Source organism: Citrobacter sp. Cb028 (genome assembly GCF_030336705.1).
In the GTDB taxonomy this organism is placed as follows: Bacteria; Pseudomonadota; Gammaproteobacteria; order Enterobacterales; family Enterobacteriaceae; genus Citrobacter; species Citrobacter braakii.
This window is the reverse complement of sequence record NZ_JAOWCZ010000019.1, coordinates 64,390-76,926: the sequence shown is the minus strand read 5'-3', so window position 1 is coordinate 76,926 and position 12,537 is coordinate 64,390. Positions and strand designations below refer to the sequence as shown.

General features: G+C 54.1%; 17 protein-coding genes. 16 read left to right on the top strand and 1 reads right to left on the bottom strand.

All coding sequences use genetic code 11. The annotated features are described in order from the left end of the window. The first annotated feature begins 40 nt into the window (after positions 1-40). The 4 genes from OGV75_RS01130 (at position 41) to OGV75_RS01115 (ending at position 1,308) form a co-directional block, all read left to right on the top strand. Positions 41-451 (top strand): DUF1380 domain-containing protein, encoded by a 411-nt coding sequence (locus OGV75_RS01130; protein WP_104652235.1) that lies wholly within the window; start codon positions 41-43, stop codon positions 449-451. A 19-nt stretch (positions 452-470) separates the two neighbouring features. Continuing rightward, complete coding sequence (locus OGV75_RS01125; RefSeq protein WP_370552268.1) at positions 471-656, top strand: hypothetical protein; 186 nt, start codon at positions 471-473, stop codon at positions 654-656. Positions 657-824: 168 nt separating this feature from the next. Continuing rightward, positions 825-1,079, top strand: a complete 255-nt coding sequence (locus OGV75_RS01120) for a DNA polymerase III subunit theta (RefSeq protein WP_049040212.1) — start codon at positions 825-827, stop codon at positions 1,077-1,079. Further along, positions 1,063-1,308, top strand: coding sequence for a hypothetical protein (locus OGV75_RS01115; RefSeq protein WP_286480287.1), 246 nt, complete (start codon positions 1,063-1,065; stop codon positions 1,306-1,308). Before OGV75_RS01120 ends, OGV75_RS01115 begins: the two co-directional genes overlap by 17 nt. On the opposite strand, the gene OGV75_RS23600 is transcribed toward OGV75_RS01115, so the two are convergent. Continuing rightward, complete coding sequence (locus tag OGV75_RS23600) at positions 1,275-1,577, bottom strand: hypothetical protein (protein WP_165601395.1); 303 nt, start codon at positions 1,575-1,577, stop codon at positions 1,275-1,277. The genes OGV75_RS01115 and OGV75_RS23600 overlap by 34 nt on opposite strands. A gap of 307 nt (positions 1,578-1,884) precedes the next feature. Between OGV75_RS23600 and OGV75_RS01105 the strand changes: the two genes are divergently transcribed. The 12 genes from OGV75_RS01105 (at position 1,885) to OGV75_RS01050 (ending at position 12,396) form a co-directional block, all read left to right on the top strand. Next, the gene (locus OGV75_RS01105; protein WP_008322854.1) at positions 1,885-2,112 is read left to right on the top strand and encodes a hypothetical protein; all 228 of its coding nucleotides are present in this window, start codon (positions 1,885-1,887) and stop codon (positions 2,110-2,112) included. Between the two features lie 93 nt (positions 2,113-2,205). Continuing rightward, a complete protein-coding gene (locus tag OGV75_RS01100) occupies positions 2,206-2,436 on the top strand; it encodes a CCDC81 family HU domain 1-containing protein (RefSeq protein ID WP_059593821.1) in 231 nt (76 codons plus the stop codon). A gap of 51 nt (positions 2,437-2,487) precedes the next feature. Further along, positions 2,488-3,870, top strand: a complete 1,383-nt coding sequence (locus tag OGV75_RS01095) for a DUF3560 domain-containing protein (RefSeq protein WP_049040215.1) — start codon at positions 2,488-2,490, stop codon at positions 3,868-3,870. 46 nt (positions 3,871-3,916) lie between these two features. After that, complete coding sequence (locus OGV75_RS01090) at positions 3,917-4,480, top strand: methyltransferase (RefSeq protein ID WP_049040216.1); 564 nt, start codon at positions 3,917-3,919, stop codon at positions 4,478-4,480. 776 nt (positions 4,481-5,256) lie between these two features. Then, a complete protein-coding gene (locus tag OGV75_RS01085) occupies positions 5,257-5,529 on the top strand; it encodes a hypothetical protein (RefSeq protein WP_059593826.1) in 273 nt (90 codons plus the stop codon). A 43-nt stretch (positions 5,530-5,572) separates the two neighbouring features. Further along, positions 5,573-5,938: a hypothetical protein gene (locus OGV75_RS01080; RefSeq protein WP_059593828.1), complete on the top strand. Its 366-nt coding sequence runs from the start codon at positions 5,573-5,575 to the stop codon at positions 5,936-5,938. 66 nt (positions 5,939-6,004) lie between these two features. Further along, entirely contained in the window at positions 6,005-8,023 is a 2,019-nt protein-coding gene (locus OGV75_RS01075; RefSeq protein ID WP_059593830.1) for a ParB/RepB/Spo0J family partition protein, read from the top strand. A gap of 35 nt (positions 8,024-8,058) precedes the next feature. Beyond that, positions 8,059-8,493 carry a conjugation system SOS inhibitor PsiB gene (psiB, locus tag OGV75_RS01070; RefSeq protein WP_059593852.1) on the top strand — a complete coding sequence of 145 codons (435 nt, stop codon included), beginning with the start codon at positions 8,059-8,061 and terminating at the stop codon, positions 8,491-8,493. Further along, complete coding sequence (locus OGV75_RS01065) at positions 8,490-9,218, top strand: plasmid SOS inhibition protein A (protein WP_059593832.1); 729 nt, start codon at positions 8,490-8,492, stop codon at positions 9,216-9,218. The genes psiB and OGV75_RS01065 overlap by 4 nt, the downstream gene beginning before the upstream one ends. After that, complete coding sequence (locus OGV75_RS01060; protein WP_059593834.1) at positions 9,215-9,541, top strand: hypothetical protein; 327 nt, start codon at positions 9,215-9,217, stop codon at positions 9,539-9,541. Before OGV75_RS01065 ends, OGV75_RS01060 begins: the two co-directional genes overlap by 4 nt. A gap of 299 nt (positions 9,542-9,840) precedes the next feature. After that, a complete protein-coding gene (locus OGV75_RS01055; protein ID WP_000589001.1) occupies positions 9,841-11,181 on the top strand; it encodes an ISNCY family transposase in 1,341 nt (446 codons plus the stop codon). A 642-nt stretch (positions 11,182-11,823) separates the two neighbouring features. After that, positions 11,824-12,396: a cytochrome b/b6 domain-containing protein gene (locus OGV75_RS01050; RefSeq protein WP_001515348.1), complete on the top strand. Its 573-nt coding sequence runs from the start codon at positions 11,824-11,826 to the stop codon at positions 12,394-12,396. The last annotated feature ends 141 nt before the right edge of the window (positions 12,397-12,537 follow it).

Genomic DNA, 12,537 nt, shown 5'->3' with positions numbered 1-12,537 from the left:
CGGGGCGGCGATGCCGCCCCTTTTTTAAAAGGATAAAACTATGTACGCACCCGTGAAAGAAATCATGACCGATCTCCTGAAATATAACCTGTCATCTGATGAAGCATTGCTGGTTTTGTGTATTACGCGGGAGGATATCCGCATGCTGACTACTGAGTGGAATTTGTCCGATGAGGATATTACCTGCGTCATGCAGCGACTGGATGCGACGTATGATCAGGGGGCCGATGTGAGCATGGTTCGTGGCATCACTGAAGAACTGATGGACGAGCGCCGCGCCATACGTGATGTCAGCGTTCCTGCCTGTGCGCTGCAAAAAATAATGTTACTGGCAGGCAGTGAAATGAAGCGACTGTATGCCGTGGCAGAGGATGGGGGCGGGGATGCAGACGCCTTCCTGGCTGAAGAAATGGACGCCATGCGCCAGTTACAGACCGCGATTGACGCATAAGAAGGAGTATCCCGTGAATATGAAACCGGAAACCCGCGAAATTCTTCGCCAGTACAAAGCACTGATTAATGCCCGCCGCCGTGATGCAGGCCAGCGCGAACTGACAACCGCGCAGGTCATGGATGAAATCTGCGAGTACATGACCTGTCAGTGTGCCGTGTACATCGGCGGTCATTTCATCTTACAGGGAGGAAAGGGCAGGTAAGCATGATGGCAGGCGGTTATGCCGCCTGTCAGCCCGCGCGAAAAACCATGCAGGCTGCCGCCTGCGGGAGGAAGGACCTGCGCCGCGCTTCGCGCCGCTCCCCGTCCTTTTCCCTTCTACCTATTTTGACGTACACTTCAGACAGATTTCATTTTTGACGGAAAAGTCATGCCTGGAACCTGCGCTGCTGCGAAATTAAATCAAGAACAGGAGCGGAGAGAAGCCACCCTTGCTGCACTGTATGTCGCATGGAGAGAACGTCTCAGTATGTCAGTTGACGCTGAAGCCGTAGCCGGAGAACTGCCTGAACATTTGAGAGCGTATTTCATGGAGCGGCTGCAGCATTATCGCCAGCTCAGTGCGCAGCTTCCGGACAAAAATAACCCGGAATATGCCAGAAAAGAGGATGAGGTTAGAAAATAGCGGCGTTCCTGTAGTATTTAAGCAGTCGCTGGCCGGTTTTTTCTCATGCAGGGTGACATTTTTTTCTGGCCAGTGTGTGAGTTTTTTCCTGCCGGTGATAATACGCTGCCTGTTCCTGTTCCTGTTCCTGTTCCTGTTCCTGTTCCTGTTCCTGTTCCTGTTCCTGTTCCTGTTCCTGTTCCTGTTCCTGCTCATTCAGTTGCAGATAATCTCTGACAGTTTTTTCTGACTACGGGCGACTTCCCTGACGGGAACCGGGGCTGTCATGCTTCGCACCGAGCCAGCTGCGCTGTCTCTGCCCGGCCCTTCGGGCAGCGGGTTTCCATCCCAGGCTGTCGCAACGTCAACGGCAGGCTTGCTGCGACCGTTCCGGTCACGCCGCCCCTGGCGCGCCGTTTCCTGCGCTTTTCGCACCCCGGCGGTAAGGCTGCCGGGCTGTAAGGCGCAACGCCGTTTCGCGTGTCGCGCCCCGACGTTGCGGCGGGCCCCTGCTCTCATCCACTTCTGGTGCCTTTTCACCGTTTAAGCCCCTCTTGCCTGGGCTGATAGAGCCACAACCTGTCGCATTAGCTGTCCAGGGTGTAATGAACAGCCCACAAAACTTTTTGCATGAAGCCGCAAAAACTTTTGCGTTCTGCCCTGGACAGATGCGTCAGGCCGTGGCGTCTATGCCCCTGCGGCGAAGGTTCTCAAACGGGTGAAGTTAAATACCAGAGGGAACAGCGCAGCAGGTTCCCGCAAACGTCAACACCGCGGCTCCCGAAACTCAACGGGTGATGTTCTTTAAAAACCAGGAGGAAGAAAAATGCAGGCTCAGGCGATGCGTGTTTACCAGATTGCGTTCAGCGGACGCGATGCTCAGGGCGTTTTACCAATGTTTACCCGTATCCGCGCCATGACCGGAAAGCGGGCTGTCAGGGCATTTATCGAACGTTATCAACCCGTCAGCGGCTGGTTTTTGGGCGACCCCGAAGACATTACCAACAAAGTGCAGAAGGAGGCAGAAGACACAGGCAGCAACCCGCAGAGATGAAAAAAGCAGGGTAAACCCTGCTTTCTCCACGCTGTAAAAACCGTTCGAGCGGTTTTTACGGCTTTATTAACTACCATAAGGAGTTAACTTTATATGATCGTTTCTATTGTTTCACCTTCCGCAAAGGCTGTAAAGCCCCGCCGTCAGACGCGCATCATTCGCGCCGACCTTGCCGTATCAGAGATTAACCCCGCGTTAAAGGCATTCGGGCGACATATCGCCAGACGTCTCCGCAAGGGGCGCGGGGTGCATATTCCCGCGATGACAAATACCGCCTATGGGCAGGTACTCCGCACTCTTGAACTGAAACGCGCATTTAACTGATGAGGTGAGCCGCCCCGCGAGGGGCGGCAACCACCGGAAGGAGAAAAAAATATGATACAATCCACCGCACTGGCACTGACTGCCGGCATCACCCCGCCGCCCGCGTCTGAAGACAGCCCCGCGCAGTCGTACCGGGCGACCTATTCCCCGGATGACAACAAATTGCGGCTGTATGCCGCGCTGCGTCTTGATGATGAAACGTATCAGAAAATCCATGCCGTGGGTTTTCGCTGGGCACCGAAACAGGCGCTGTTTGTCGCGCCAGCCTGGACGCCAGCCCGTGAGGACGTGCTTCTGTCTCTTGCCGGAGATATTGAAGACGATGACAACACCCTTTTCGACCGTCAGGAACAACGCGCCGACCGTTTCAGCGGCTACAGCGAAAAACGCGCCGGGGAGTCAGAGCAGACGCTCGCGCAGGTGGACGCGCTGGCGTCGGTTATCCCGTCCGGACAGCCGATCCTGATTGGCCATCACAGCGAGCGCCGCGCGCGACGGGATGCGCAGCGTATTGAAAACGGCATGAAACGCGCCGTGATGCTCTTTGAACGTGCGGAATACTGGGAGGATCGGGCGCACGCCTCCCTGCGTCTGGCGAAATACAAAGAACGCCCGGATGTGCGCTACCGCCGTATCAGAAAGATTGAGGCGGACAAGCGCAAGGCGGAGCGGAATATTGCCCAGGCGCAGAAATATCTGACGATGTGGCGGGCGCAGACGCTGGATCTGAAAATGGCGCGGCTTATCAGTAATTACGATCATATTTATACCTGTTTCACGCTGGAAAAATACCCGCGACCCGCAGATAAAAGCCAGTACGAAGGCCAGATGTCCCTGCATTCGGCGCTTGAGAATGAGATTATTACCTTTGAACAGGCCCGCGATATTGCCGCCCCTTATCATGAACGCACGATCCGCCATCAGAAGCGCTGGCTGAATCATTACCAGAACCGCCTGGCCTATGAACGCGCCATGCTGGATGAAAGCGGCGGCGTGGTCACCCGTACCCGGGAGTTTGAGCCGGGAGGGCAGGTTCAGAGCCGGGGCGAGTGGCTGACCATCATCCGCATCAATAAAAGTAATGGCGCGGTCAGTTCAGTTGTCACCCCGTATTACAGCTTTATGCGCTGCAACGGGACCATGACACTGACCCCCGACCGCATCACGGACTATAAAGCCCCGTCTGCGGAAGAAGCCCTCGCCGCAAAGCAGGCCGCGAAACGCCCGCCGATCGTCAATTATCCGGGGGAGGGTTTCCGCGAAATGACCAAAGCCGAATGGTCGAAAACCCCGGCTGATTATAAGTCGGTCCGGGGTGTCGCTGAAAATGATGAGCATGGCGCGTACCGCTTCCGCCGCATCATGACCAGCGGTTACACGCTCGATAATGTGTACATCACCGACATGAAAACCGTGGAAATCCCGCAAAAATAACCGACAGACTCCCCGGCATTGCGCCGGGGAGGTAAGGGCCATTCATATGCATAGTGAACTCAGGGACCGTATTCAGGCGATGCGGGCCAGACTTGACGGACGCACCCCAGTGGCCGAAATCCGGGCCAGCTCGCAGCTTTTCGTCACTCCCGACCCGGTCTGTCGTCAGATGGCTGACCTGGCGGAGATTACCGATTCTGACCGTATTCTGGAGCCGGAGGCCGGAACAGGGGCCATTTTACGGGCCATCCGGGAGGTGGCCCCGCTGGTACGGTGTGACGCCGTGGAGCTTAACGCCGCGTTAGCTGCTCATCTGCGGGCGGCGTTTCCGGGCGTTAACGTCCGGTGCGGGGATTTTCTGGATTACCAGCCGGGAAGCCTCTGGAACAAAATCCTGATGAATCCGCCGTTTCAGCATGCGCAGGATATCCGCCACATACAGCACGCCTTAACGCAGCTTGAATCCGGCGGGATACTGACGGCGGTCTGTCTGAACGGGCCACGCCAGCAGAAAATACTCCGCCCCCTGGCTGATGTATGGGAGCCGCTGCCGCGTGGCACATTCACGTATACCGATGTTTCAACCGTCCTGCTCAGAATTCAGAACTGACGGGGGCAGTGAGCCGGGCGGGGGAGGATGCCCCCGTCTGGCCGCGCCGTAAAAGGCCGCGCGCCTGTGGCGCAGAAGGGCATTGCGCTGACGCGCAATTCCCTTCATTTGCGTCATAACCACTCTCAGAACTTGCTTCCAGCTGATGGGCTGTCTTGTTGCCCTTCGATAATCCCTTTTCCGGATACCAGGACTGTCACTTTTCCTCCTGATATACGACCTGATGGCGCTTATTCTGCTGCAACACATCCTGCAGTCTGGTTGCTGTTCCGTGTTTTTTAAAATCTCAACTCCCCGGGCGATGGCCCCCTTCGGCTCCCGGCCAGCGCTGCTGTCCGGTCGTCGAGCCCCACTCCGCCAGGGCAGCTGCTGCGCACCCGCCAGTCTCCGCCGAATCCCTTCGGGGTTCGGGCTTCGCTAGGGTCTGATGGCGAAGGTCAACCCCTGGCTTGCTGCGACCGTTCCGGCCGCGCCGCCTCCACCGCGCCGGCGGGCCGTCGCTTTAAGGCCGCCACGCCGTACCGCCGTGTCGGGTGTGTGCATCCTGTTCATCCGGTGAGGCCATCGCCCCGTGTGTCCTCACGCGGAGGGCTGGTCGTAGCACCGCCGGGTCGTCATCCAAAGGGTGAAGTGAACGCCGCCAAAACTTTTTGCGAAGGACCGCAAAAACTGTTGTCTGCGCCCTTTTCCTGCCGCCCCGCCGTCGCTCCTTTGCCCTTTGCCGCGAGAGAACTCACCAGGGAGATGGAAAACCATCACCACAGGAGAAAACCAGGATGCACACACGAAACGTCAACGTCAGAACCGCCGCTCAAGAATCTTCCAGGAAGATGAGTGAAGGGCAAAACCCTGTTTCCGTCGCGCGGGAGTGGGTGGCTCAGGCCACTGCGCTGAAAGCAGGTGTCACTGTCACCGTGTCCGCTGTGAGCCGCTACGGCGATGTTCAGGTGGAAATCCGTACCCACGGAACGCTTAACTGGCGTGCCTGGTCGTTTGAGCCCGATTTTCTTTTTGAACTGAAACGCAATCTGCAATACGTGCAGATGTAACCGGAGGCCGGACGTCCGGCCTTAACCCAGAGAAGGAGGAGCCATGCAGAACCTTAACACCCGCCAGACGACCAGAACGGTCGGGCAGAGCACCGACATCGTGAAGCTGCTGCGCATTCAGGCCAGCGACACCCACGTGGTCGAGTTTGACAACGTGGACACCCGTTTTAATGACTGCAACAACTGGCAGGTGATGGCAGGGGGCAAACGTGTCCTCTTCAGTAACCGCATGTATGAGCGTTTTTCAGATGTGAAATCGGGGATCGTGGCAACGATTAACGTGTGTGAAAACAGCGCAGGCGTAGCGGATGCAGCAATGCTGGCAGGGGCAAAAGTCATGATGCAGGTACTCGACGGCTATCCGTCCTTTGCGGCACTGGCTGCACACCCGAAACGCATCACTGACTGAAAGAGTGCCGTGGCCGGAGCGCAATCCGGACACGGCTAACCATCACTTAAACAAAGGAGCAAAATAATGGTCGCCACCAATACTACGGCAAAAAAAACCACCAAATCCACCCGCACGACAAAATCTGCGGAAAAAAATACGCAATCCACTGAGCAGAAGCTCGTCCGGTTACTTGCGGACACCCCGGTGCAAATCTTCCCGTACTCCCGCCTGTCGCGTACTGAACTCAACACGCGCATCATTCCGCATACTGACACGGAAGTGGAAGAGATGGCTGACAGTATTCAGGCAATGGGTATCCTCCAGAACCTGATCGGCACGGCGTTGCCGGACGGGACGATCGGCATCGTTGGCGGGGAAGGTCGTCGCAGGGGGACAGGCATTCTGGTGCAGCGCGGGGTACTCGCTACCGACACCCCGTTTATTCCGGTGAAAGTTCTGCCTGTGGAAATGGCGGTGGCTGCCTCGATGATCGAAAACGGCAGACGTAAAAACATGCATCCCGCCGAGCAGATTATCGGCTTCCGTACGCTGGAGCAGGAGGGGAAAACGGCCTCGCAGATCGGTGCTCTGCTGGGGTATCACCCGCGCCACGTCCAGCGCTGCCTGAAACTGGCGAACCTTGCGCCGTCCCTGCTGGATTCTCTGGCGCGGGATGAAATGACCCTTGAGCAATGTGAAGCGCTGACCCTCGCTGACACTCACGAGCGTCAGGAGCAGGTCTGGAAAGAGGCTGTTGAAAAATGGCACGATCCTGCTGTACAGACCCTGCGCAAAATGGTGACCGATGACAAGATGGCCATCAGTCACCCGATGTTTGCGTATGTGGGTGAGGAAGCCTATACCGCTGCTGGCGGTACACTGACCGCCGATCTGTTCAGCGACAGGGACAGTACCTTTGCAGATGCTTCACTGGTGAAATCCCTGCTGGCTGGCAAGCTCACCGTGCTCGCCGCCCGTCTGAAGCAGGAGCAGGGCTGGGGCTGGGCTGAGTTTCGTATGACGGAACTCAGCGGTCATGGCGAAGATAAAGAACTGTACCGCTTTGCCATGCCAGCGGCTGTGCTGACTGATGATGAACAACGCCGTATCGACGAGCTGGAAAAGGCCATCGAGGACTGTGCGACTTACGACGATCAGTACGAATTTCAGCAGCAGATTGATGATATCTGGATCGAGGCTAAATACCGCGAGGCCACACCGGAATTTCGGGCGGCGCATGGGGTATGGGTGTCATGGGATAACGGCGATTTTCAGGTTCAGCCAGGTATCCGCAGGCTGACTGACGAAGATCGCGCACAGGAGGCTCAGGAACGGGAGGCGCAACAGGCACAGGATAACAATGTCATCACCTACACCACGCCGGAAACACCTGCCGATGCCTGTCCGGCAACGCTGGTTAAAGCTATGTCCGCTGAACGGACTCTGGCAGTACAGGCTGAACTGGCGGGACGTCCTGATGTATCGGTGGCATTGCTGACATGGACACTGTGTCTCGGGCTGTTCGAACGCAGCTATGGTCAACGTGATGAACCCCTCAAAGCGTCCGTCTCCAGTAATCAGTATCTGCTTGCCTCACTGGCCCCGTCCGGAGATGAGGGTAAAGCCCTGCTGTCACTGAAGGCACAGCGTGAAGCCTTTCAGGCCACGCTGCCGGAAAGCTGGCATCTGGATTTTACCTGGTTGCTGTCATGGTCTGCGGAACAGGTGTGTGCCCTGCTGGGATTCTGCGCGGCACACGGGATCAACGGTATTCAGGAACGCCTGTATCACCGTACAGAACGGAGTGAACTGGACGGGCTGGAAGCGGCACTGGACTTTGATCTGCGCAAATGGTGGCAGCCGGATGCGACAAACTTCTTCGGTAAACTCAAAATTGCGCAGATTGGCACCGCTTATGAGGCGGCGGGGCTGCCCGACCGGGCACGGGAGGTGGTAAAACTCAAACGGCGTGATGCGGCTGTCGCTGCCGCAGATGAACTGAATGCCCAGGGCTGGCTGCCGGACTGGATGGTCCGGACTCAGTCCGCTGAACAGGATGAGACTGACTGCGCTGAAACCGACCTGACTGACCACGCTGCTTAATCCGGAGGCCGCCGCCTTTGGGCGGCGGGAATAACATGACCATGATTTATGACCTGAACAAAATTAACCGCCTGACCGCCTCCGACATGGAGTCCGTCCGCCAACAGGGTGAAGATGCCCGTCGTGGACTCAGTGATGCCGTGCTGGCTCTGCTGCCCGTGCCGCAGAACTGGTGCATCTGCGCCGAATACCGAACGGAGTTTGGCGGTCTGTTCCCCGTCCAGTGCCGCCTCAGCGCGGACGGCAGCGATGAGTACCATCTGTGCGTGTGCAGTCCGGGTGATATTTCCCCGTACTGGCTTCTTGTATTACTGTCTGCCGGAGGTCTGGTTGTTCGCACGCTCTGGCAGGGAGAGCAATTTGATCCCGTTCGCATCGGTACGCTGGTCAGCCAGGTCGCCGGAATGCGCCGCTTCGGCTGTTCCGCCCGCACGGTCGTCAGTCTGCTGAATGAGGAGGTGATGGCATGATCCCGTCAACACACGCTCTTGTGACCCTGAAGCCTGCCCGCCAGGCGGCACTGCAGGCCATTATCAGTGTGGAAACCGCCCGCGAACGGGGGGCGCGTCTGCCCTCTCTGCCACATGTGCGCACTTTTTTGCGCGTGCTGACCGGCAGCAGTCGGATTAACACGGCGGTGGCACAGCGTATTCCTGGCCTGAACTGGGAGCCGAAGAACCGCCTGTGCAGTCTCAAACAGGTTGAGGAAGCACTGGATCGACTGATTGCCAGCAAAGGGGAGCATTGCCCGCTGCCGATCTCCACGGATGTACAGGCCGAACTGTTCCCGGAGGTGATGCATACCCGGACAGATCGCCGGATGCAGCGCGAGAAAATTGCTTTCACCCGCAAAATGCGCCAGGAAGACCGGGCGCTTGAGCATCGCTGGCTGTTACGCCAGAACCTGCTGGGGCAGGCGGTGACCGAACTGAATTTTCAGTCACCGGAAACCATCAATATCTGGTACCGGCGCTGGGCAGACGAGTTTGACGCGCGGGAACTTGAGTCTGCATTCTGGTGCTGGCAGACGCGGTTCACGTCGCTGAAAGAGCTGGACTGGCTGCGTTACAGCAATGCCCCCCTGTACGAAGTGATGTATGAAATTACCTTCATTGTGAAGGATACCCCGGATGAAATGCGCCGGGCAGAACGCTGGCAGGTTCCCAACAAGCTGACAGCCCGGAGCGGGCTATGAAGTGGCGCTATTCACTCCGCTGGAAGATGCCGCGTACCCCGTGCCCGGGTCCGCAGGAGCTGGTCTCAGAAGTGGTGGATGCCGGGCAGCAGGCTCCTGAATCGGTGATGTCGCGCTGGATTGCGGGGGCCGGGTATGCAGTGTGCGTGGATTTTCTGGATGAGAGGCAGGTCAGGCGCTGGAGTGATGAACGGAAAGCCGCTGCCCGCAGGCGAAATCTGGAACGCCGGGTAAACCGGATTGCGCCGCTGTTTGCGGAGGAACTTATCTCGCGGGAACTGACGGAACGCCCGGACTATTTTCGCGGAAAAACAGTCCGGTAATCGCCGGATACCTGGTCAGCAGGAGGCGGTGTAAGGTATAATGGCACTGGCGCTTGAGGCTTTTTGCCTCATGACGTGAAGGTGGTTTGTTGCCATGTTGTGAGGCAGAAAGAAGAAAGCCCCGTAGGAAGTTAATGTTATTAACCAACCACACGAGGCGATCTGCTTGACTAGACACCAACAGAATAGCCTCTTAGTTGCCGCAAGGCAGGAGAAGAAGGCCTGTGTTAACACCAAGCTGTAATGTCCCCTTTGAACCATTCTAAAATGTCCCCAGACAATTCTCTGGGGGATTTTTCATGATCAAAGAGACTGTTACGATGAGTCATAAGGAACTCGACCGACTTCACATTATTCAGGAGTCACTTAATCGCCATATTACTCAGGAACAAGCTGCGGCACGCATTGGCATTTCTATTCGGCAGGTTAAACGTCTGGTGCAACGGTATAGAAATGAAGGGCCTTCTGGTCTAGTTTCCCGCCGACGTGGAAAGCGTCCCAATAATTCCTTTTCTACCGAATTCAGAGCAACAGTAATTTCACTCCTCAAAGGCCGCTACGCTGATTTTGGACCTACGCTTGCGTGCGAAAAATTGCGCGAGATACACGGCTTGTGTTTATCCATTGAAACTCTCAGGAAGTGGATGGTAGAGGAGGGCATATGGCGCGAACGTCGTCGTAAGTTTGCCCGAATTTATCAGCGCCGGATGCGGCGCCCATCCTACGGTGAACTCATCCAGATTGATGGCTCGCCTCATGACTGGTTTGAAGGTCGGGGCCCCAAATGCACACTGATAGTCTTTATCGATGATGCTACCAGCGCTCTGATGGCGCTACGATTCGCTCCTGCAGAAACAACCCGGGCTTACATGGAAACCCTCCGGGGTTACCTTAATGATCATGGCGTACCACTGGCTCTCTATTCTGACAGACACAGTATATTCAGAGTAAATAACCCGGAGCGGGAAGGAGAGTTGACTCAGTTCACACGTGCGATAAAGACACTGGGCATCGAGCCAATCCATGCCAACAGCCCGCAGGCAAAAGGGCGGGTAGAGCGTGCCAATCAGACACTGCAGGACAGGCTGGTCAAAGAAATGCGGCTTCAGGGTATCAGTGATATTGAAACAGCAAACGCATGGTTGCCGACCTTTATTGAAGCCTATAACAACCGGTTTGCTACGCCGCCTCGTATTGCTGATAACGCCCATCTTGATGTACACCATTCTGAAGAGGAACTGGGTTATATCTTCAGCCTCCAGGCGAAGCGCGTTCTCTCCAAAAATCTCACTTTCCAGTACAAAAGCAGTGCGTTTCAGATTCGCAGTGAAGGCCGGGGATATCGACTTCGGCATTCGGTTGTCACGGTATGCGAAAGCTTTAACGGTGAAATTAAGGTTCTGTATGATGGGAAAGCGTTGGGATGGGAAAAATATGTTGATGGCCCGGAGCCTATACCACTGGATGATGAAAAAAGTGTCCATGAACGTGTGGATAATGCCCGTTTTGATTTACGCTCAAAATTCTACGTAAAACCTAAAGCTGACCATCCTTGGCTCACGCGCCGCACGCAAAGTAATCAGCAAGTGAAGCCCCCTAAATTACCCAGAAAGAAGGCTGATCCCGATAAAATGGACTGAAACCAGGCGTTATTCAGTTGAGTGCATATCCAGTCATAGGATAGATTCTTACGTAGCGTTTCTGGCGTGCATTTTCGGGTGGTTTGTTACTGTTTTTAACGGGGACACGTCAGAAACGCGCTCAGGCCGTCTGAGCGGTACGCGTAATGCGGCGTTATGGTAAATAGCCTATGCTAATGTCCGCTAAGAGCGAGAAGCGGACATTGCAGACTGCCCAGTAGAAAAAGTGCTATCAGAATTATCTAAAGGAAGATCGTATTTACCATGTCTCATTCTAACTGTTTAATAAATTACAAAAATTAAAATTTCCATTTAATATCATCGCGTTAAGCAAGAGAATTAAACCTCTCATTTAATTTATGATTCTTATTTAATTCATGAGTTGGTGTAAAAATAGGTTGCCGCACTATAGAAAGACACATATTTAAACCCAGCAGGAAATCATATTTGAAAGTAATGTGTTTAAGGGGCTGCGTAACAAGAACAGCAAGTAAACACATAGTAATAACAGTTACCATTCCCATTTCGCAAGTGGCCATATCAGAGGTGAACTAATGCCTGCTGCAATTTTAAGAATTAAGGTTATCCTAATAATTCTTTTGTATGATTAAGATCATCGATAAATTTACTAAGGACTCATTAATGAAATTGCGACTCTGGAATCTATTACCCCATGATTACGCTCCTTTTTTTCGTATTCTTCACATCATTGTGGCATTTCTAATATTATCACAAATTATTAACTCTAATCTGACAGAGACCGAAGCAATTGGTGAACATAGTCTTGAAGGAGTTATAACCTGGATGCACATTATTTCAGGGTTAGGACTGATTATTTGTGGTTTTATTATGTTAAGTTGGATGCTTACTCAAAGAGGTTTTACTTATTATTTTTCATGGGTAGGGCTTGACTTTAGTGGTATTAAGCAAGATATAAAAACGTTGACTAGTTTCCGACTGCCCGATGCACATTCGGGAGGTATTGCCAGTACAATCCAAGGATTTGGAGTTCTAGCATTGCTAATTGTAGCACTTTCAGGTGGCCTATGGTTCTTGTTGAATACCATGCAGTCAAATCTGGCTGAAACAGTAATCCACTGGCATAAGTTCTTTACTACTTTCATTGAGGTCTATTTTTATGCACATGGTGCAATGGGAGTTTTGCATATTTTAATTGAAAAATATAAAAGCCGCTCAGTTAACCTAAGTGACTAATCTGTTGTGAGATAATATTACTTCAAGTTGAAGAAAACCCTAAAAATAAAATTTAGTTTACTAGAAGATGAAACAGCACTTGCAGAGACTTTTTAATTAAATTTAATAAAAACGAAAAAATATTCATGGCGAAATGATTGT

Excerpts from the sequence above, each read along its gene's own strand:
- OGV75_RS23600 (WP_165601395.1), bottom strand. The coding sequence starts at position 1,577 with ATGAGAGCAGGGGCCCGCCGCAACGTCGGGGCGCGACACGCGAAACGG.
- OGV75_RS01085 (WP_059593826.1), top strand. The coding sequence starts at position 5,257 with ATGCACACACGAAACGTCAACGTCAGAACCGCCGCTCAAGAATCTTCC.
- OGV75_RS01090 (WP_049040216.1), top strand. The coding sequence starts at position 3,917 with ATGCATAGTGAACTCAGGGACCGTATTCAGGCGATGCGGGCCAGACTT.
- OGV75_RS01060 (WP_059593834.1), top strand. The coding sequence starts at position 9,215 with ATGAAGTGGCGCTATTCACTCCGCTGGAAGATGCCGCGTACCCCGTGC.
- OGV75_RS01055 (WP_000589001.1), top strand. The coding sequence starts at position 9,841 with ATGATCAAAGAGACTGTTACGATGAGTCATAAGGAACTCGACCGACTT.
- OGV75_RS01115 (WP_286480287.1), top strand. The coding sequence starts at position 1,063 with ATGAGGTTAGAAAATAGCGGCGTTCCTGTAGTATTTAAGCAGTCGCTG.
- OGV75_RS01100 (WP_059593821.1), top strand. The coding sequence starts at position 2,206 with ATGATCGTTTCTATTGTTTCACCTTCCGCAAAGGCTGTAAAGCCCCGC.
- OGV75_RS01130 (WP_104652235.1), top strand. The coding sequence starts at position 41 with ATGTACGCACCCGTGAAAGAAATCATGACCGATCTCCTGAAATATAAC.
- OGV75_RS01080 (WP_059593828.1), top strand. The coding sequence starts at position 5,573 with ATGCAGAACCTTAACACCCGCCAGACGACCAGAACGGTCGGGCAGAGC.
- psiB (WP_059593852.1), top strand. The coding sequence starts at position 8,059 with ATGACCATGATTTATGACCTGAACAAAATTAACCGCCTGACCGCCTCC.
- OGV75_RS01075 (WP_059593830.1), top strand. The coding sequence starts at position 6,005 with ATGGTCGCCACCAATACTACGGCAAAAAAAACCACCAAATCCACCCGC.
- OGV75_RS01105 (WP_008322854.1), top strand. The coding sequence starts at position 1,885 with ATGCAGGCTCAGGCGATGCGTGTTTACCAGATTGCGTTCAGCGGACGC.
- OGV75_RS01050 (WP_001515348.1), top strand. The coding sequence starts at position 11,824 with ATGAAATTGCGACTCTGGAATCTATTACCCCATGATTACGCTCCTTTT.
- OGV75_RS01095 (WP_049040215.1), top strand. The coding sequence starts at position 2,488 with ATGATACAATCCACCGCACTGGCACTGACTGCCGGCATCACCCCGCCG.
- OGV75_RS01125 (WP_370552268.1), top strand. The coding sequence starts at position 471 with ATGAAACCGGAAACCCGCGAAATTCTTCGCCAGTACAAAGCACTGATT.
- OGV75_RS01065 (WP_059593832.1), top strand. The coding sequence starts at position 8,490 with ATGATCCCGTCAACACACGCTCTTGTGACCCTGAAGCCTGCCCGCCAG.
- OGV75_RS01120 (WP_049040212.1), top strand. The coding sequence starts at position 825 with ATGCCTGGAACCTGCGCTGCTGCGAAATTAAATCAAGAACAGGAGCGG.